This window comes from Pseudomonas sp. MS646, from assembly GCF_036693845.1.
GTDB classification, from domain to species: Bacteria; Pseudomonadota; Gammaproteobacteria; order Pseudomonadales; family Pseudomonadaceae; genus Aquipseudomonas; species Aquipseudomonas chlororaphis_E.
Map to the genome: position 1 here is coordinate 247,518 of NZ_CP144763.1, position 19,462 is coordinate 266,979.

Genomic DNA, 19,462 nt, shown 5'->3' on the forward strand with positions numbered 1-19,462 from the left:
TCTGCCCTGAATTCAAGAGTGCCCCTCCGTCTGCCGGCGGTATGGCGCGGAGACTGCCATGAGTTTGCATGAAACCTTCGGTCAGCCATTGCTGACCTTTCCCGAGGCGGAAAAAAGCCCCCTGAGCATCCGTGCCAAGGCGCTGGTGTTCGTCGATCCACGTTCGCGCCAGTTGCGCCAGGCCCTGGAGCAACTGGCGCCGCGGGCGATCTCGGTGCTGATACGCGGTGAAACCGGCACCGGCAAGGAGTTGCTGGCCCGGCACATCCATCGCGAAAGCGAGCGCGGCGGGTTGTTCGTGTCCGTCAACTGCGGCGCCATCAGCCCGACCTACGCCGATGCCGAACTGTTCGGCTATGCCGCCGGCAGCTATAGCGGTTCGGCCAGCAGCCGGGCCGGTTGGTTCGGTTCGGCCAACGGCGGCACCCTGTACCTGGATGAGATCGGCGATTTGCCGCTGCCGATCCAGGTCAAGTTGCTCGCCGCCCTGGAAAACCATGAGGTCACTCGTGTCGGTGCGCACCAACCCAGCCCGGTGGACGTACGCCTGGTCGCGGCCACCAGCATCGACCTGGCGCAGGCGGTGGAGGCCGGGAAGTTTCATCAGCGGCTCTACCATTACCTCAGTGAAGGTCACCTGGAACTGCCGGCCCTGCGCGAACGGGTGGGCGATATCCTGTCCCTGGCCGAGTACTTCCTGGGCATCTACAGCCAGCGCCTTGGCCTGGCGGTGCCGCTGATCAGCGAGGCAGCCCAGCGTGCGTTGGAGCGACACAGTTGGCCGGGGAACACCCGCGAGCTGGAGAACGTCATTCATTTTGCGCTGCTGGTCAGCACCGGGGAGGAGATCCTGCCGGAACATTTGAACCTGCCGGCGCAGCCATCGGTGCTGGCGCTGATCGAGCAGCAGGTGGCGCAGGTCATTGCTCGTGGCACCGACACTGAACGCACGGCGCTCAAAGCGCTGCTCGCCCGGCTGGACCAAGCGTTATAAAACCTGTGGCGAGGGCGCTGGCGCCCGCTCGGTTGCGCAGCAGCCATAATATTTTCAGGGCCGCTTCGCCCCAGACGTCGGACCGTCCCAGCGGGAGCAAGCTCCCTCGCCACGGTCGGTTATTTATATGAGCAAAATGAATATGAACTTGAATAAAAGATATTGTTAAGGCATAAAAAATATCGGTATTGTCCGTCTCACGCCAGCGATAGCACTTCGCTGGCACTCTCACTTTCTGGCTGTCGCCGCGGGCGACGGTGATTCTCGATAAGGACACTGCATGAAAAAGGTTCTGTTGTTTACCGCATTGGCGGCAGCCCTGACTTCGGGCCTGGCCCAGGCGGCGGAAAAACTGGTCGTGGCCGCCACCCCGGTGCCCCACGCCGAGATCCTCGAACTGATCAAGCCGGCCCTGGCCAAGGAAGGCGTGGACCTGCAAATCAAGGTCTTCACCGACTACGTGCAACCCAACGTACAGGTCGACCAGAAGCGCCTGGACGCCAACTACTTCCAGACCCTGCCGTACCTCAAGAGCTTCAACGAAGGCAAAGGCACCAACCTGGTGACCGTTATCGGCGTGCACGTCGAACCCTTCGGCGGCTACTCGAAGAAAGTCAAAAGCCTGGCCGAGCTCAAAGACGGCGCCACCATTGCCATCCCCAACGAAGGCAGCAACAGCGGTCGCGCCCTGATCCTGCTGCAGAAGGCGGGCCTGATCGAGCTCAAGGATCCGAAGAACGCCCTGGCCACGCCGAAAGACATTGCCAAGAACCCGCACAACTTCAAGTTCAAGGAGCTGGAATCGGCCATGCTGCCGCGAGTGCTGGACCAGGTCGACCTGGACATGATCAACACCAACTACGCCCTGGAAGCGGGTCTGAACCCGGCCAAGGATGCTTTGGTGATCGAAGGTTCGGATTCGCCCTACGTGAACTTCCTGGTGGCACGTCCTGACAACAAGGACAGCCCGGCCATCCAGAAACTGGCCAAGGCCCTGACCAGCCCTGAAGTGAAGGCGTTCATCGAGCAGAAATACAGCGGCGCGGTATTGCCGGCGTTCTGATCGAGCCAAGCTGACGCGTTTGTGGCGAGGGGATTGATCCGCTCGCCACAATGGCACATCGATTCTGCTGTGCTACGCAGCTCTGTTCTTCAGCGCTCGGCGCAGGGCCACGAGCAGTTTGACCACGTCTTGCGGGGCGAGTGGTTGGGGGGCTTTCACGTTGGCCATTCAATTCTCCTTGTGTGTGTCGCCAGAGAGGCTGGCGGTTGGCTGCGTTTCCTTGGCGGGCGATCAAACCCGTCCTGCAGCGCAAGGAAAATAGTCCCCCTGCAACGCTTGTGCAAATCCTGCCGGTCAATCCGGCCAGTTCCAGGCCGGCATATCCAGCATTCCCTGGCCCACCACTGCGGTCTGTCCCAGGTCTTTTTCCAGCACGATGCAATTGCAGTCCTCGTCTTGTTGCAGGGCGGCGATCAGGCGCGTGGCATGGGACACGACCCAGATCTGGCAATTGGCCGAGGCGCGGATGATCAAGCGTGCCAGGGCCGGTAGCAGATCGGGGTGCAGGCTGGTTTCAGGTTCGTTGAGCACCATCAGCGACGGCGGTCGCGGTGTGAGCAGGGCGGCGACCAGCAACAGGTAGCGCAGGGTGCCGTCCGACAGTTCGGCGGCGGACAGCGGACGCAGCAGGCCGTGCTGCTGGAACGCGATCGCGAAACGCCCACCTTGGAGTTTTTCGATGTGCAGCCGGGCGCCAGGGAACGCATCGCCAATGGTGGCGTGCAACGCCTCGACGTCGCCGATCTCAAGGATGGTCTGCAGGGCGGCGGCCAGGTCGCGGCCGTCGTGGTGCAGCACCGGCGTGCGAGTGCCCAGTTGTGGCTGGCGTACCGGGGCGTCGGCGTCGCTGCGAAAGTGGTCGTAGAAGCGCCAGCGTCGGATGAATTCGCGCATCTGGAACACCTCCGGCGAGGAGCGCAAGCTGCCGACCTGATCGAACAGGCTGTCGAAGGTGGGCGTGTGCTGGGCCAGTACATCCCAGGCGCGGCCTTCGCGGGCACGGATCATTGGCCCGTTGCGGTCCACCAGCAGACTGGCGGGACGAAAGACCGGGCCGGCCCAGATGCATTCGCGCTTGATTTCAGGGTCCAGTGAAAACGCCGAGAGGCTGGGCTCCGGCAGGCCCAGGGCGATCGAATAGCTGAAGTCTTCCCCGGCAAAGCCCAGGCGCAGGCGCTTGGTGCCCTGACGCACGATGCCCTGCACAGGCACATCGCCGCTGCGCATGCGTCGGCTGATTTCCTCCGGCCCGGCCCAGAAGGTCGAGTCCAGGCCACCTTCGCGGGCCAGGGCGTTGACCACGCCACCCTGCGCGGTTTCAGCCAGCAGGCGCAGGGCGCGGTACAGATTGGACTTGCCGCTGCCATTGGGGCCGGTGATCAGGTTCAGCCGCCCCAAGGGGATCACCAGCTTGTTGATGGAGCGGTAGTTGGCCACCGCGAGTGTTCTGAGCATGGACGATTTCCTGCTGTCGGGTTAGCGTCTGTGCATCCGTGGAACCCTGTTCTAAGCTCACAGTCGTATCGTCACTGGCACGTTCGTGCAATGCAAGGAGTCTGCATGGCTGGTCCTCGAATCAAACGGGTTGTTGGCTTGGCCTTGTGTGCGTTGTTGGCGGGATGCGGTGATGAAAAACCTGTTGAAAAAGCCTTGCCACGGGTCTTCGTGCAGCAGGTCGTGCCCAGCGAATATGCGGCCTCGGTGACGCTGACCGGTGATGTCCAGGCGCGGGTGCAGACCGACCTTTCGTTTCGCGTGGGTGGCAAGATCATCGAGCGCAAGGTGGATGTCGGCGACCGGGTTTCGGCACGACAAGTGCTCGCCCGCCTCGATCCGCGGGACTTGCAGACCAACGTTGACTCCGCCGAGGCCCAGGTGGCCGCCGAGCAGGCGCGGGTCAAGCAGAGTGCGGCAGCGTTCGTGCGCCAGCAGAAACTCTTGCCCAAGGGCTACACCAGCCAGAGCGAATACGACGCGGCCCAGGCGCAGTTGCGCAGCAGCCAGAGTGCCTTGACCGCGGCCCAGGCCCAGTTGGCCAATGCCCGCGAACAGTTGAGCTACACCGCGCTGGTCGCCGAGGCGCCGGGCATCATCACGGCGCGCCAGGCCGAGGTGGGGCAGGTGGTGCAGGCCACCGAGCCGATTTTCAGCCTGGCCCAGGACGGCGCGCGCGACGCGGTGTTCAACATCTACGAATCGCTGTTGCGTGAACCACCCTCGGATCCGGCGATTGTCATCAGCCTGCTGGACAACCCGGCCGTCCAGACCACGGGCAAGGTGCGTGAAATCACTCCGGCAGTGTCCGCCCAGACCGGCACGGTGCAGGTCAAGGTCACCCTCGATGACCTGCCCGAAGGCATGCGCCTGGGGTCGGTGGTCAGCGCCACGGCCAAATCCGCGGGCCAGACCGCCGTCGAGCTGCCCTGGTCGGCGTTGACCAAGAACCTCAGCGAGCCGGCCGTGTGGCTGGTGGACGGCGAGGGCAAGGCGCAACTGCATTCGGTCACCGTCGGTCGTTACCTGACCGGCAAGGTCATCATCAGCGACGGGCTCAAGGGCGGCGAGAACGTCGTCACTGCCGGCGGGCAGTTGCTGCACCCCGGCGTTCGCGTCGAGATCGCTGAAAACACCGCCGCGAAACCCCCGACAGGAGCCCAGCCATGAAAGGTCCATGGACGCTCCTGATGACGCTGCTGCTGGTCGCCTGTTCGAAGGAAGAAGCCCCGCCCGAGCCGGTACGCCCGGTGCTGTCCGTTGAAGTGCAGGCCCTGGACCAACAGGCTCTCGGACGCTTTGCCGGGAACATCCAGGCGCGCTACGAGACCAACGTGGGTTTCCGCGTGCCCGGGCGAATCGCCAGGCGCAATGTTGATGTCGGCGCCGAAGTGAAGAAGGGCGACCTGCTCGCCACCCTCGACCCCACCGACCAGCAGAACCAGTTGCTTGCCGCCCAGGGCGACTTGGCGCGGATCGAGGCGCAGTACATCAATGCCCAGGCCAATGCCCGCCGCCAGCAGCAATTGTTCGACCGTGGCGTCGGTGCCCAGGCGCAACTGGACATCGCCCAGACCGACCTGAAGACCACCGGGGCCTCGCTAGAACAGGCCAAGGCAGCGGTGCAACAGGCCCGTGATCAACTCAACTACAGCGAGCTGCACACCGATCACGATGCGGTGGTCACGGCCTGGAATGCCGAAGCCGGGCAGGTGGTCACCGCCGGCCAGCAAGTGGTGACCCTGGCTCGCCCGGACATCAAGGAAGCGGTGATCGACCTGCCGGCCGACTTGGTCGACCGGCTGCCCGCCGGCGTCGTATTCGAAGTTGCCGCGCAGCTGGATCCGGCCACCCGCACCACCGCCACCGTCCGCGAGATCGAACCCCAGGCCCAGAGTGCAACGCGCACGCGTCGCGCGCGACTGACGCTGGCCGAGACGCCGCCGGGCTTTCGCCTGGGCACGGCCATCAGCGTCACCCTGAGTTCGGCCATTGAACCGCGGATCGAGCTGCCCCTCAGTGCGCTGCAAGAGGTCGATGGCAAGGCCCGGATCTGGCTGATCGACCCGCAGAACCAAACGGTCTCGCCTCGCGACGTGCGGATCATCGAGCGTTCGGCGGACTCGGTGCTGGTCGCCAATGGCATCAAGCCGGGCGACCGCGTGGTCAGCGCCGGCGTGAACAGCCTCAAGCCGGGGCAGAAAGTGAAACTCGACGAGGACGCACGATGAAAGGGCCTTTCAACTTATCCGAATGGGCCCTGCGGCATCAGTCGTTCGTCTGGTACCTGATGTTCGTCGCGTTGCTGATGGGGGTGTTTTCCTACCTTAACCTGGGGCGCGAAGAAGACCCTTCGTTCACCATCAAGACCATGGTCATCCAGACCCGTTGGCCCGGTGCGACCCAGGAAGAAACCCTCAAGCAGGTCACCGACCGCATCGAGAAGAAACTCGAAGAGCTCGACTCCCTCGACTACGTCAAGAGCTACACCCGTCCGGGGGAATCGACGGTGTTCGTGTACCTGCGCGATACCACCAGTGCCAAGGACATTCCCGAGATCTGGTACCAGGTGCGCAAGAAGATCAACGACATTCGTGGCGACTTCCCCGAAGGCCTGCAAGGCCCGGGGTTCAACGACGAGTTCGGTGACGTGTACGGTTCGGTGTATGCCTTCACCGGCGACGGCTTGTCGATGCGCCAGTTGCGCGACTACGTGGAGCAGGTCCGTGCCGAAATCCGCGACGTGCCAGGCCTGGGCAAGGTGGAGATGATCGGCGAACAGGACGAAGTGCTGTACCTGAACTTCTCCACGCGCAAACTCGCCGCACTGGGCATCGACCAGCGCCAGGTGGTGCAGAGCCTGCAATCGCAGAACGCGGTGACGCCCGCCGGGGTGATCGACGCCGGTCCCGAGCGGATTTCCGTGCGCACGTCGGGGCAGTTCCAGTCGGAAAAAGACCTGGCCAACGTCAATCTGCGGCTCAACGACCGGTTCTACCGCCTGGCTGACATCGCCGACATCAGTCGCGGCTACGTCGACCCGGCCACGCCGATGTTCCGCTTCAACGGCACGCCAGCCATCGGCCTGGCCATCGCCATGAAGAAGGGCGGCAATATCCAGGCATTCGGCAAGGCCCTGCATGCGCGCATGAACGAACTGACGGCCGACCTGCCGGTCGGCGTCGGCGTGCACACTGTGTCGGACCAGGCCGAAGTGGTGGAGGAGGCCGTCGGCGGCTTCACCAGCGCGTTGTTCGAGGCGGTGATCATCGTGCTGGTGGTCAGTTTCATCAGCCTGGGCATACGCGCCGGGCTGGTGGTGGCCTGCTCGATCCCGCTGGTGCTGGCGATGGTCTTCCTCTTCATGGAGTACAGCGGCATTACCATGCAGCGGATCTCCCTCGGGGCGTTGATCATCGCCCTGGGGCTGCTGGTGGACGACGCCATGATCACCGTGGAGATGATGGTCACGCGTCTGGAGAAAGGCGACAGCAAGGACCAGGCCGCCACCTTCGCCTATACCTCCACCGCGTTCCCGATGCTCACCGGGACCCTGGTGACCGTGGCCGGTTTCGTGCCCATCGGCCTGAACGCCAGCTCCGCCGGCGAGTACACCTTCACCCTGTTCGCGGTCATCGCCGTGGCGATGCTGGTGTCCTGGATCGTCGCGGTACTGTTCGCCCCGGTGATCGGCGTGCACATCCTGAGCACCAACGTGAAGCCCCACAGCGCCGAGCCGGGCCGGATCGGCCGGGCGTTCAACGGTGGCCTGTTGTGGGCGATGCGCAATCGCTGGTGGGCCATCGGCATTACGGTGCTGCTGTTCGTGCTGGCGGTGTTTTGCATGCGCTTCGTGCAGAACCAGTTCTTCCCGTCCTCGGACCGGCCGGAAATCCTGGTGGACCTGAACCTGCCGCAAAATGCCTCGATGGACGAGACGCGCCGGGCGGTCGATCGCCTGGAAGCGAGCCTCAAGGGCGACCCGGATATCGAGCGCTGGAGCACCTACATCGGCGAAGGCGCGATTCGCTTCTACCTGCCCCTGGACCAGCAGTTGCAGAACCCGTACTACGCGCAGCTGGTGATCGTCAGCAAGGGCCTGGAGTCGCGCACGGCCCTCACCGAGCGCCTGCAAAAGCGCTTGCGCGAGGACTTCGTCGGCATCGGCAGCTACGTGCAAGCCCTGGAAATGGGCCCGCCGGTGGGCCGGCCGATCCAGTACCGGGTCAGCGGCAAGGACATCGACCAGGTGCGCAAGCATGCCATCGAACTGGCCACCGAACTGGACAAGAACTCGCACATCGGAGAGATCATTTACGACTGGAACGAGCCGGGCAAGGTGCTGCGCATTGACATTGCCCAGGACAAGGCGCGGCAACTCGGCTTGTCCTCCGATGACGTCGCCCGGCTGATGAACAGCATCGTCAGTGGCTCGCCCGTGACCCAGGTCGACGACGATATCTACCTGATCGATGTGGTGGGGCGTGCCGTCGACGCCGAACGCGGTTCGCCGGAAACCTTGCAGAACCTGCAGATTGTCACCCCCGGCGGCGCCTCGATCCCGCTGTTGGCGTTCGCCACCGTGCGCTATGAGCTGGAGCAGCCACTGGTGTGGCGGCGCGACCGCAAGCCGACCATCACCATCAAGGCCGCGGTGCGCGACGAAATCCAGCCCACTGACCTGGTCAAGCAACTGCAACCGGACATCGACAAGTTCGCCGCCGGCTTGCCGGCGGGCTACAAGGTCGCCACGGGCGGTACGGTGGAGGAAAGCAGCAAGGCCCAGGGGCCGATTGCCAGTGTCGTGCCGCTGATGCTGTTCCTGATGGCGACTTTCCTGATGATCCAGCTGCACAGCGTGCAGAAGCTGTTCCTGGTGGCGAGCGTGGCGCCCCTGGGCCTGATCGGCGTGGTCCTGGCGCTGGTGCCGACGGGTACGCCCATGGGCTTCGTGGCGATCCTGGGGATCCTGGCGCTGATCGGCATCATCATCCGCAACTCGGTGATCCTGGTGACCCAGATCGATGAGTATGAGCGCGACGGCTACGAGCCCTGGGATGCGGTGGTGGAGGCCACCGAGCACCGGCGCCGGCCGATCCTGCTCACGGCCGCTGCCGCCAGCCTGGGGATGATCCCGATTGCCCGCGAAGTGTTCTGGGGGCCGATGGCTTACGCGATGATCGGCGGGATCATCATCGCCACGCTGCTAACGCTGTTGTTCCTGCCGGCGCTGTATGTGGCCTGGTACAAGATCCGCGAGCCCAAGCGCGATTGAAGGGGCTGTTCTCGGCCCCTGTGGCGAGGGAGGGCGGGTCTGATAAATGGGTACTGACTGTACCGACGCCTTCGCGGGTAAACCCGCTCCCACAAAGGCGGTGGTGTGAATACAGATTCTGCATCCGCCCGCGTCCCCTGTGGGAGCGGGTTTACCCGCGAAGGCGTCCACCCAGCCAACCGTGACCTTTACTTACGCAACAACCGCAACCCATTGAACACCACCAGCAAGCTCACCCCCATGTCGGCGAACACCGCCATCCACATGGTGGCGAGGCCGGCGAAGGTCACGCCGAGGAAGATCGCCTTGATGACCAGCGCCAGGGCGATGTTCTGTTTCAGGATGTTGGAGGTTTGCCGCGACAGGCGGATGAAGGCCGGGATCTTGCGCAGGTCGTCGTCCATCAAGGCGACGTCGGCGGTTTCGATGGCCGTGTCGGTCCCGGCCGCTGCCATGGCGAAGCCGATTTCCGCGCGAGCCAGGGCCGGCGCGTCGTTGATGCCGTCACCCACCATGCCCACCCGGTGCCCCTTGGCGTACAGCGCTTCGATGGCTTGCAGCTTGTCGTTCGGCAACAGGTCGCCCCGGGCCTGGTCCATGCCCACCTGGGTCGCAATCGCTTCTGCGGTGTGAACGTTGTCGCCGGTGAGCATCAGGGTCTTGATGCCCAGCTCATGCAATTGCCGGATGGCTTCGCGGCTGGACTCCTTCACGGTGTCGGCCACGGCGAACAGCGCCAGGGGCCCCTTGGCATCGAGCAACAGCACCACCGACTTGCCTTGTTTTTCCAGGGCGAAGAGTTGCTCCTCCAGCGCCGGTGAGCACAGGCCCAGGTCTTCCACCAGGCGATGATTGCCCAGGTGGTAGGTCTGGCCGTCGATGTCGCCACGCACCCCTCGTCCCGCCAGGGCTTGGAAGTTATCCACAGGCTGCGCCGCCCGTTGCTTGTCCGTCGCCGCCTCGGCGATGGCGCGCGACACCGGGTGGTCGGAACGGGCGGCCAGGCTCGCGGCCAAGGCCGGGGCGGTGGTTTCCACGGTGGGGTCCAGCACCACGCAGTCGGTCTGCACCGGTTTGCCGTGGGTAATCGTGCCGGTCTTGTCCAAGGCCAGGTAGTCGAGTTTGTAGCCACCCTCCAGGTACACACCGCCCTTGACCAGGATGCCTCGGCGCGCCGCTGCCGCCAGGCCGCTGACGATGGTCACCGGCGTGGAGATCACCAGCGCACAAGGGCACGCCACCACCAGCAGCACCAGCGCCCGGTAGATCCAGTCGAACCACGCCGCGCCCATGAACAGCGGCGGCATGACGGCCACGGCGAGGGCCAGGGCGAATACCACCGGGGTGTAATAGGTTGAAAATTGATCGACGAAACGCTGAGTGGGTGCCCGCGAACCCTGGGCCTGTTCCACGGCGTGGATAATGCGCGCCAGGGTGGACTGGTCCGCCGCGGCGGTGACGGTGTACTCCAGCTCGCCGGCCTGGTTAATGGTGCCGGCAAACACCTTGTCGCCGACGGTTTTCTCCACCGGCAGGCTTTCGCCGGTGATCGGTGCCTGGTCGATGGTCGAGCGCCCGGCTACCACGTTTCCGTCCAGGGCGACGCGCTCGCCGGGGCGAACCCGGACCCGCGCGCCCAGGGCGATGGCCTTGACCTCCTGCACCTGCCAGCTACCGTCGGGCTGTTGCACGGTGGCCTGTTCCGGGGCCATCTGCATCAGGCCGCTGATGGCATTGCGTGCCCGGTCCAGGGATTTGGCCTCGATCAGTTCAGCCACGGTGAACAGGAACATCACCATTGCCGCTTCCGGCCATTGGCCGATCAGCACGGCGCCGGTCACGGCGATGCTCATCAGCGCGTTGATGTTCAGGTTGCGGTTCTTCAGGGCGATCCAGCCTTTTTTGTAGGTGCCAAGGCCGCCGCTGAGGATCGACACCAGCGCCACCACGGCCACCACCCAGGTGGGTGCGGCATTGGTGAAATGGATCACCTCGGCGCCCAGGGCCGTGACGCCGGACAACGCCAGCGGCCACCAGGGCTTGGCGGGGGCGGGTTGTGGGTTGGCAGGTTTCTCCTGACCCGGTGTCAGCGGCTCGGCCTGCATGCCCAGGGACTGGATCGCGCGGATGATCGGTGCGTCGTCGGGCAAGTCATGGGTGACGCCCAGCACGCGGTTGATCAGGTTGAATTCCAGCTGCTGCACGCCTTCAAGCTTGCCGAGCTTGTTCTGGATCAGCGTCTGTTCGGTGGGGCAGTCCATCGCCTCGATGCGAAAGCTGCTCAGCCGTGCGCCGTCTGTCGGTGCGTGGCCGAGGTTGACCACCGACGGTGCCGCTTTCGAGGCGCAGCAGGAATGCCCGTGGTCATGGCCATGGTTGGGCTTGTGGATGTGAAGGGAATCGCTCATCGGGTGACGTCCATGAAAAGTGCCTGTTGCACAGTAAAGACCCTGTAGCCACTATAGGGTCAAGCACCTATTTGGGAGACACCGCCATGAAGATCGGCGAACTGGCGAAAATCACCGACTGCCAGGTCGAAACCATCCGCTACTACGAGCGCGAAGGCCTGTTGCCGGAGCCGGCCCGCAGCGACGGCAACTACCGCGTCTACACCCAGGCCCATGCCGAGCGGCTGACGTTCATCCGCAACTGCCGCACCCTGGACATGACCCTGGAGGAAATCCGTAGCCTACTGACCCTGCGCGACAGCCCCCAGGACCAATGCGAAAGCGTCAATGCCCTGATCGATGAGCACATCCACCACGTCAAGGCGCGCATCGATGGCCTGCTGGCCTTGCAGGCGCAACTGATCGACCTGCGCCATCGCTGTGGCGAAGGGCCGGACCTGGAGCAATGTGGGATTTTGCAGCGGCTGGAGGTCAGCGGAGCGGTGGTGCCGGAGACGGAGCCTTCGCATGTGGGGCGCAGTCATGGGCATTGAAGCCTGTCACCCGTCTCGAATACACAGAAAACATCTTGTGGGAGCGAGCTTGCTCGCGATAGCGGCCAATCAGTCAACATCGATGTTGAATGTAATGGCCTCATCGCGAGCAAGCTCGCTCCCACAGGGAGATGCGTGGGGAGTCAGACCGCCATCGGCGCGGTCATCGGCGCATGGTGCTGGTAGCCTTCGAGGCTGAAGTCGCCCGGCTCCACGAGCTCCAGCCACTCCGGCTGGTACACGCCGGTCTTGGCGAACTCCGGCACGCGCTCGGAAATCACCAGCCTCGGCATCGGGAACGGCTCGCGGGTGAGCTGTTCGTTGAGCATGTCCAGGTGGTTTTCGTAGACGTGCGCGTCGCCGATGAAATAGGTGAACCAACGCGGGGTATAGCCGGTCAGGCGGCCGATCAGGCTCAGCAGCGCGGCGCCCTCGGTGAGGTTGAACGGCGTGCCCAGCCCCAGGTCGTTGGAGCGGATGTAGAGGGTCAGGGAGATTTCCTTGGTCTCGACATTCGGGTGGAACTGATAGAGCAGATGGCACGGCGGCAGGGCCATCTCATCGAGCTGGGCGCAGTTCCAGCCGTGGAACAGAATGCGCCGGCTGCCCGGGTCCTTGATGATGGTGTCGACGCACTGGCGGACCTGGTCGATGGCTTTGTACAGCACCACGTAGGCCTGGCCGTTCTCTTCGCCTTCGGCGATCTGCCGGTAGCCCTGGGCCAGGGTCTGCTCGATGGCCGCCCGGTTGGTCACCGGGATCTGCTTGTAGGCCGGCCACTTGCGCCATTGCACGCCATAGATCTCGCCCAGGTCGTCTTCGCCCTGGCGGAATGGGTTGGCCAGCCATTGGGCGTTTTCATTGGCGTTCTGGTCCCAGACCTTGCAGCCCAACGCCCGGAATTCGGCAGCATTGTTGACGCCGCGCAGGAACCCGCACATCTCGCCGATGGCCGACTTGAACGCCATCTTGCGAGTGGTGATGGCCGGGAAACCGTCCTTGAGGTCATAGCGCAGCATCGCACCGGGGAAACTGATGGTGTTCACGCCCGTGCGGTTGGCTTGCTTGGTGCCGTTCTTGATGACGTGGGCCACCAGATCGAGATATTGCTTCATGGGTTACCTGTGTCCTTGAACCCGAGGCCGGGCCCCGGGGTTCGAATTTTTTAAGCCTTGGCCGCCGCAGCCGGCGCACGATGATAAGCCAGCCAGATCAGCACCAGGCCACCGACGATCATCGGCAGGCACAGCACCTGGCCCATGGTCAGCCAGTTCCACGCCAGGTAGCCGAGCTGGGCGTCCGGTACACGGACGAACTCGACGATGAAGCGGAAGATCCCGTAGAACAGCGCGAACATGCCCGACACGGCCATGGTTGGCCGCGGCTTGCGCGAGAACAGCCAGAGAATCAGGAACAGCGCCACGCCTTCGAGGGCGAACTGGTACAACTGCGACGGGTGGCGCGGCAACTGCGCCGGGTCGCTGAACGGCGGGAAGACCATCGCCCACGGCACGTCGGTCGGCTTGCCCCACAATTCGGCGTTGATGAAGTTGCCGATGCGCCCGGCGCCCAGGCCGATCGGCACCATCGGCGCGACGAAGTCCATCAGCTCGAAAAACGACTTGTTGTTGCGCTTGCCGAACCACACCGCCGCGAGCATCACGCCGATGAAGCCACCGTGGAACGACATGCCGCCCTTCCAGACCTCGAAGATCAGCGTCGGGTTGGCCAGGTAGGCGCTCAGGTCGTAGAACAGCACGTAGCCCAGGCGCCCGCCGACAATCACCCCCATGGACAGCCAGAACACCAGGTCGGAGAGTTTTTCCTTGTTCCAGGTCGGGTCGAAGCGGTTGAGCCGGCGCGACGCCAACAGCCAGGCGCCGCCGATGCCGACCAGGTACATCAGGCCGTACCAGTGGATTTTCAGCGGGCCGATGGCCAGGGCCACCGGATCGATCTGCGGGTAAGGCAGCATTGATATTCCTCGTAAACGTCAAAAATACCCGGGCGACGCTGCCACCTCGGGATTAAGCCAGGATTGCGTCAGAGCAGGAAACTTGCGCCCACGCAGAACAGCAAAGCGGCGAACAGCCGTTTGAGCAAGCGCGGCGACAGGCGATGGGCCAGTCGCGCGCCGAAGCGGGCGAAGACCATGCTGGTCAGGGCGATGCCCAACAACGCCGGCAAATACACAAAACCGAGACTATGGGCTGGGAGCAGCGGATCGTGCCAGCCCAAAATCATGAAACTTAAAGCACTGGCCAGGGCAATCGGCAGGCCACAGGCCGATGACGTCGCCACCGCCTGCTGCATCGGCACGCTGCGCCAGGTCAGGAACGGTACGGTCAGCGAACCGCCGCCGATGCCGAAAATCGCCGACGCCCAGCCGATCACCGTGCCGGCCAGGGTCAGCCCGGCCTTGCCCGGCACCGTGCGGCTGGCCTTGGGCTTGAAGTCCAGGGCCAGTTGCAGCGCGACGACCATGGCGAACACGCCGATGATCTTTTGCAGGTTCGGGCCGGAAATCGCCTCGGCGGTGACCGCTCCGACGCCAGCCCCGACCAGGATCCCGACGGTCATCCAGGCGAAGATCGGCCAGCGCACCGCGCCTTTGCGCTGGTGCTCGCGCACGGCATTGACCGAGGTGAAGATGATCGACGCCAGGGAGGTGCCCACGGCCAGGTGCGTCAGGACCTGCGGGTCGAAACCCTGCAAGGTGAAACTGAACACCAGGACGGGAACGATGATCATCCCGCCGCCCACGCCGAACAGCCCGGCCAGCACACCGGCGCAGGCGCCGAGCAGCAGATAGAGCACAAATTCCACCAGCGTCTCCCCAGCCATCCCCGAAACAAGAGCGGCATGGTAACGGATCCATGGCCCCGGGCTCCACTGAAGGCGATGGATGCGAGGGCGATGTGTGGGTAGAGTGGGTTCGAACACCGATCGCTTTTGTGGCGAGGGAGCTTGCTCCCGCTGGGCTACGCAGTAGCCCAAAAATCGCAGGGGAGTGCTGCGCCCTCCAGCGGGAGCAAGCTCCCTCGCCACGGGTCTTCGCTAAATCCGTCTAACTGGCTGGGGACTACCTGATGTGCCTGATCGTATTTGCCTGGCGACCTGGCCACGCTTGGCCGTTGATCGTGGCGGCCAACCGCGATGAATTCTACGCCCGGCCGACCTTGCCCCTGGCCCAGTGGCCGGATGCACCCCATGTCCATGCCGGCCGTGATCTGGAGGCCGGTGGCACCTGGCTGGGCATCGGCGCCGACGGTCGCTTCGCCGCCCTGACCAACATCCGCGACCCGGGCCAGGGCCCGGCCTTCAAGTCGCGGGGTGAGCTGGTGGCGCGCTTTTTGGGCGGGAGCCTGTCGATTGCCGATTATTTCAGTGAAGTCGTGCCCCGTGCCGGCGAGTATGGCGGGTTCAACCTGTTGCTTGGCGACGGTGCTGAGCTCTGGCACTTCAATGCTCGCGACGCCCGTCCGCAACGCCTGGCGGAGGGCCTTTACGGGGTGTCGAACGCCGGGCTGAACACGCCCTGGCCCAAGCTTCTCAAGGCCCGGGCCGCGCTCGCCGAGGTGCTGGATGACCCGCATCCCCAGGCCTTGCTGGCACTGCTCAACGACCCGGAGCCGGCCCCGGTGGCCGATTTGCCGGACACCGGCGTGGGCCTGGCGACCGAGCGGCTGTTGTCGAGTGTCTTCATTGCCAGCCCCGCCTACGGGACGCGAGCGAGCACGGCGTTGATCGTCCATGCCGATGGGACACGGCACCTGGTCGAACGCAGCTTCGGGCCCCATGGGGGGCATTTGGGGGAGGTGGAGGTGGAGGTGCGAGCCTGAAGGGGTAGCGTCAACCCGTGGCGAGGGAGCTTGCTCCCGCTGGAGTGCAAGGCACTCCCGATTGCGGGGATATCGATAAGAACAGTGTCAGGGGGAGCTTGCGACTGCTTCGCAGCCGAGCGGGAGCAAGCTCCCTCGCCACAGATGCGGCGACTAGGCTCTGCCCGAAAAGCCTTGATACTCGGTGATGCTGCGTTAAAAACCGCCTCACTTCGTCTCAAGACTTTCAAACAGAACCTAGAGCGTCTTGTTCGAAGCCGGATTGATCATCCGCGCCAACCCGAGGTTCTTCAGCGCCAGTTGCAGGGAGCTGTGGATCACTTGCGGGTTGTCGATGGTCATGACTTCCGCCAGCAGTTCCTGGGCCTTGCTGAGGTTGATCTGGCGCAGCATCCACTTCACTTTCGGCAAGTTGGTGGCGTTCATCGACAGGCTGTCAAAACCCATCGCCATCAACAGGACGGCGGCTGCCGGGTCGCCGGCCATTTCGCCGCAGATGCTCACCGGCTTGCCTTCGGCATGGGCGTCGCGCACCACGGTCTGCAACGCTTGCAGCACGGCGGGGTGCAGATAGTCGTACAGGTCGGCCACCCGTGGGTTGTTGCGGTCCACGGCCAGCAGGTATTGCGTCAGGTCGTTGGAGCCCACCGACAGGAAGTCCACCTGGCGCGCCAGTTCCTTGGTCTGGTACACCGCTGCCGGGATCTCGATCATCACGCCCACCGGCGGCATCGGTACGTCGGTGCCTTCGTCGCGTACTTCGCCCCAGGCCCGGTGAATCAGGTGCAGGGCTTCTTCCAGCTCGTGGGTGCCGGAGATCATCGGCAACAGGATGCGCAGGTTGTTCAGGCCTTCGCTGGCCTTGAGCATGGCGCGTGCCTGGACCAGGAAGATTTCCGGGTGGTCGAGGGTCACGCGGATGCCGCGCCAGCCGAGGAACGGGTTGTCTTCCTTGATCGGGAAGTAAGACAGGGATTTGTCGCCGCCAATGTCCAGGCTGCGCATGGTCACCGGTTGCGGGTGGAAGGCGGCCAGTTGTTCGCGGTAGATCGCCAGCTGTTCCTTCTCGCTGGGGAAGCGCTGGTTGATCATGAACGGCACTTCGGTGCGGTACAGGCCGACGCCCTCGGCGCCGCGCTTCTGCGCCCGGGCCACGTCGGCCAGCAGGCCGGTGTTGACCCACAGCGGCATGCGATGGCCGTCCAGCGTCACGCAAGGCAGGTCCCGCAGCGCATCCAGGCCCAGGGCCAGTTGCTTTTCTTCTTCCACCACATCGGCGAACTGCTTGCGCAGCACGTCGCTGGGGTTGGTGTAGACCTCGCCGTGGTAGCCGTCGACGATCATCTGGATGCCGTCGACCTTGGAGTACGGCAGGTCCACCAGGCCCATCACCGTCGGGATGCCCATGGCCCGGGCCAGGATCGCCACGTGGGAGTTGCCCGAACCCAGCACCGACACCAGCCCCGCCAGCTTGCCTTCGGGCACTTCGCCGAGCATGGCCGGGGTCAGCTCCTCGCTGACCAGGATGGTGTTGTCGGGGTAGACCAGGGTCTGCTGGCGTTCCTGCTGCAGGTAGGCCAGCAGCCGGCGGCCGAGGTCCTTGACGTCGGAGGCGCGCTCGCGCAGGTAGGCGTCGTCCATCAGTTCGAAACGGTTGACGTGGTCGGTCACCACCTGGCGCAACGCGCCCTGGGCCCACTGGCCGGTCTTGATGACCGTGGTCACCTCGCTGCCCAGGGAGGCGTCGTCGAGCATCATCAGATAAACGTCGAACAGCGCACGCTCTTCGGGGCGCAGTTGCGTCGCCAGTTTGGCCGAGAGCGCGCGCATGTCGGCGCGCACGCCTTCGATGGCGGTCTTGAACAGCCCCAGCTCGGCGTCGATGTCGGTGATGGTCTTGTCCGGCACCACGTCGAGGTCGGCCGGCGGCAGCATGACCACCGCGGTACCCACGGCCGCTCCCGGTGAACCCGGCACGCCGACGAACTTGGCTTCCTGGATGCCCTTGCCCTGGCGACCCAGGCCGCTGATCGAGCCGGTGGCCTCGGCGTGGGCGATGACCCCGGCCAGTTGCGCGCTCATCGTCACGAGGAAGGCTTCTTCACCTTCGTCGAACTGGCGGCGCTCCTTTTGCTGGATGACCAGCACGCCGACGACGCGGCGGTGGTGAATGATCGGTGCGCCGAGGAACGAGGCGTAACGCTCTTCGCCGGTTTCGGCGAAGTAGCGGTAGCGCGGGTGGTCCGCGGCGTTCTCGAGGTTCAGGGGTTCTTCGCGCGTGCCGACCAGGCCGACCAGACCTTCATTGGGCGCCATGCTGACCTTGCCGATCGAGCGCTTGTTCAAGCCCTCGGTGGCCATCAGCACGAAACGGTTGGTCTCGGGGTCCAGCAGGTAGACCGAGCAGACCTGGCTGCCCATGGCCTCTTTGACGCGCAATACAATAATCCCCAACGCCGCCTTGAGATCCTTGGCGGAGTTAACTTCCTGGACGATCTTGCGCAGCGTATTGAGCATGGCTCGGGGTCGAACTCCGTCGTCAGTCGCGCGTCAGCAGGCGCGGGGCAAGCTCTTTGAGAGCGCGTCGATACACCTCGCGCTTGAATGTCACCACCTGGCCCAACGGATACCAATAGCTGACCCAGCGCCAGCCATCGAACTCCGGTTTACCGGTCAAATCCATCCGCACCCGCTGCTCGTTGGAGATCAGGCGCAGGAGAAACCATTTCTGTTTCTGGCCGATGCACAGCGGTTGGCTGTGCGTGCGGACCAGGCGTTGCGGCAAACGATAGCGCAACCAGCCGCGGGTGCAGGCGAGTATTTCGACATCTTCTCGCTCAAGCCCCACTTCTTCGTTCAACTCGCGGTACAAGGCCTCTTCCGGCGTCTCCTGGGGGTTGATCCCGCCCTGGGGAAACTGCCAGGCGTCTTGATTGATACGGCGAGCCCATAGCACCTGCCCTGCATCATTCGTCAGAATGATCCCCACATTGGGGCGGAAACCATCGGGGTCGATCACGGCAACAACCTCGCAAACGCATGTCGCCGCATTGTTCCACAAAGGTTGTGAAAGCAGCAACGCGCCGGCCTACCTTATGTGCACTCTTGTGAAAAGTCCGTATTCTGGACGCCTTTCTTCAGATTTTTCAGCGAGTAACTGCAATGCGGCTGGCTTTATTCGACTTGGACAACACCTTGCTGGGCGGCGACAGCGACCACGCGTGGGGCGATTACCTGTGTGAGCGCGGCTTTCTCGACGCCGTCTCCTACAAGGCGCGCAACGACGCGTTCTACCAGGATTACCTGGCCGGCAAGCTGGACAACGCCGAGTACCTGAATTTTTGCCTGGAAATCCTCGGCCGTACCGAGATGGACGTGCTGGCCCAGTGGCATCTGGACTACATGCGCGATTGCATCGAGCCGATCGTGTTGCCCCAGGCCCTCGACCTGTTGAAAAAACACCGCGATGCCGGCGACAAGCTGGTGATCATCACCGCCACCAACCGTTTCGTCACCGCCCCGATTGCCGAGCGCCTGGGGGTCGAGACCCTGATCGCCACCGAATGCGAGATGGTCGACGGGCGCTACAGCGGCCGCAGCACCGACATCCCGTGCTTTCGCGAAGGCAAGGTGACCCGGCTGAACCGCTGGCTGGAAGAAACCGGGCATTCGCTTGAGGACAGCTATTTCTACAGCGACTCGATGAATGACTTGCCGTTGCTGGAGGCGGTGACGCACCCGGTGGCCGTGGACCCGGACCCGAACTTGCGGGCCGAGGCGCAGAAGCGGGGCTGGCCGGTGATTTCGTTACGCGGCTGAAACCGCTTTCGCGAGCAAGCCCGCTCCCACATGG

The 19,462-nt window shown here is 64.0% G+C and carries 15 protein-coding genes; 8 read left to right on the top strand and 7 right to left on the bottom strand.

The annotated features are described in order from the left end of the window. Nucleotides 1–58 precede the first annotated feature (58 nt). Both V3H56_RS01025 and V3H56_RS01030 read left to right on the top strand, forming a co-directional pair. Entirely contained in the window at nucleotides 59–994 is a 936-nt protein-coding gene (locus tag V3H56_RS01025; RefSeq protein WP_053148900.1) for a sigma 54-interacting transcriptional regulator, read from the top strand. Between the two features lie 280 nt (nucleotides 995–1,274). Further along, nucleotides 1,275–2,057, top strand: coding sequence for a MetQ/NlpA family ABC transporter substrate-binding protein (locus V3H56_RS01030; protein ID WP_042730286.1), 783 nt, complete (start codon nucleotides 1,275–1,277; stop codon nucleotides 2,055–2,057). 294 nt (nucleotides 2,058–2,351) lie between these two features. On the opposite strand, the gene V3H56_RS01035 is transcribed toward V3H56_RS01030, so the two are convergent. Continuing rightward, on the bottom strand, nucleotides 2,352–3,512 hold the full coding sequence (locus V3H56_RS01035; RefSeq protein ID WP_042730285.1) for an AAA family ATPase: 1,161 nt from the start codon (nucleotides 3,510–3,512) through the stop codon (nucleotides 2,352–2,354). Nucleotides 3,513–3,617: 105 nt separating this feature from the next. Here V3H56_RS01035 and V3H56_RS01040 point away from each other — a divergent pair, with 105 nt between their 5' ends. From V3H56_RS01040 to V3H56_RS01050, 3 genes are read left to right on the top strand one after another with little or no spacing between them, the layout of a single operon-like run. After that, nucleotides 3,618–4,721, top strand: coding sequence for an efflux RND transporter periplasmic adaptor subunit (locus tag V3H56_RS01040; protein ID WP_042730284.1), 1,104 nt, complete (start codon nucleotides 3,618–3,620; stop codon nucleotides 4,719–4,721). After that, nucleotides 4,718–5,782 carry an efflux RND transporter periplasmic adaptor subunit gene (locus V3H56_RS01045; protein ID WP_042730283.1) on the top strand — a complete coding sequence of 355 codons (1,065 nt, stop codon included), beginning with the start codon at nucleotides 4,718–4,720 and terminating at the stop codon, nucleotides 5,780–5,782. The genes V3H56_RS01040 and V3H56_RS01045 overlap by 4 nt, the downstream gene beginning before the upstream one ends. Continuing rightward, nucleotides 5,779–8,826 carry an efflux RND transporter permease subunit gene (locus V3H56_RS01050; protein WP_042730282.1) on the top strand — a complete coding sequence of 1,016 codons (3,048 nt, stop codon included), beginning with the start codon at nucleotides 5,779–5,781 and terminating at the stop codon, nucleotides 8,824–8,826. The genes V3H56_RS01045 and V3H56_RS01050 overlap by 4 nt, the downstream gene beginning before the upstream one ends. Before the next feature lie 188 nt (nucleotides 8,827–9,014). Here the strand turns inward: V3H56_RS01050 and V3H56_RS01055 are convergent, their stop codons facing one another. Continuing rightward, nucleotides 9,015–11,234 (bottom strand): heavy metal translocating P-type ATPase, encoded by a 2,220-nt coding sequence (locus V3H56_RS01055; RefSeq protein ID WP_338474109.1) that lies wholly within the window; start codon nucleotides 11,232–11,234, stop codon nucleotides 9,015–9,017. A gap of 86 nt (nucleotides 11,235–11,320) precedes the next feature. Here V3H56_RS01055 and cadR point away from each other — a divergent pair, with 86 nt between their 5' ends. Further along, complete coding sequence (gene cadR, locus V3H56_RS01060) at nucleotides 11,321–11,767, top strand: Cd(II)/Pb(II)-responsive transcriptional regulator (RefSeq protein ID WP_042730280.1); 447 nt, start codon at nucleotides 11,321–11,323, stop codon at nucleotides 11,765–11,767. A 143-nt stretch (nucleotides 11,768–11,910) separates the two neighbouring features. Here cadR and V3H56_RS01065 read toward each other — a convergent pair whose 3' ends face one another. The 3 genes from V3H56_RS01065 to V3H56_RS01075 form a co-directional block, all read right to left on the bottom strand. Then, entirely contained in the window at nucleotides 11,911–12,882 is a 972-nt protein-coding gene (locus tag V3H56_RS01065; RefSeq protein WP_042730279.1) for a thymidylate synthase, read from the bottom strand. A gap of 50 nt (nucleotides 12,883–12,932) precedes the next feature. Continuing rightward, nucleotides 12,933–13,742, bottom strand: coding sequence for a prolipoprotein diacylglyceryl transferase (gene lgt, locus V3H56_RS01070; RefSeq protein ID WP_042730278.1), 810 nt, complete (start codon nucleotides 13,740–13,742; stop codon nucleotides 12,933–12,935). A gap of 68 nt (nucleotides 13,743–13,810) precedes the next feature. Beyond that, the gene (locus V3H56_RS01075; RefSeq protein ID WP_042730292.1) at nucleotides 13,811–14,593 is read right to left on the bottom strand and encodes a sulfite exporter TauE/SafE family protein; all 783 of its coding nucleotides are present in this window, start codon (nucleotides 14,591–14,593) and stop codon (nucleotides 13,811–13,813) included. Nucleotides 14,594–14,856: 263 nt separating this feature from the next. On the opposite strand from V3H56_RS01075, the gene V3H56_RS01080 reads away from it, so the two are divergent. Next, nucleotides 14,857–15,609 (top strand): NRDE family protein, encoded by a 753-nt coding sequence (locus V3H56_RS01080; RefSeq protein ID WP_338474110.1) that lies wholly within the window; start codon nucleotides 14,857–14,859, stop codon nucleotides 15,607–15,609. 237 nt (nucleotides 15,610–15,846) lie between these two features. Here the strand turns inward: V3H56_RS01080 and ptsP are convergent, their stop codons facing one another. Both ptsP and V3H56_RS01090 read right to left on the bottom strand, forming a co-directional pair. Then, the gene (gene ptsP, locus V3H56_RS01085; protein WP_042732692.1) at nucleotides 15,847–18,126 is read right to left on the bottom strand and encodes a phosphoenolpyruvate--protein phosphotransferase; all 2,280 of its coding nucleotides are present in this window, start codon (nucleotides 18,124–18,126) and stop codon (nucleotides 15,847–15,849) included. Between the two features lie 22 nt (nucleotides 18,127–18,148). After that, nucleotides 18,149–18,628, bottom strand: coding sequence for an RNA pyrophosphohydrolase (locus V3H56_RS01090; protein WP_003186867.1), 480 nt, complete (start codon nucleotides 18,626–18,628; stop codon nucleotides 18,149–18,151). A 143-nt stretch (nucleotides 18,629–18,771) separates the two neighbouring features. On the opposite strand from V3H56_RS01090, the gene V3H56_RS01095 reads away from it, so the two are divergent. Then, on the top strand, nucleotides 18,772–19,428 hold the full coding sequence (locus V3H56_RS01095) for an HAD family hydrolase (protein WP_042732691.1): 657 nt from the start codon (nucleotides 18,772–18,774) through the stop codon (nucleotides 19,426–19,428). Nucleotides 19,429–19,462 lie beyond the last annotated feature (34 nt).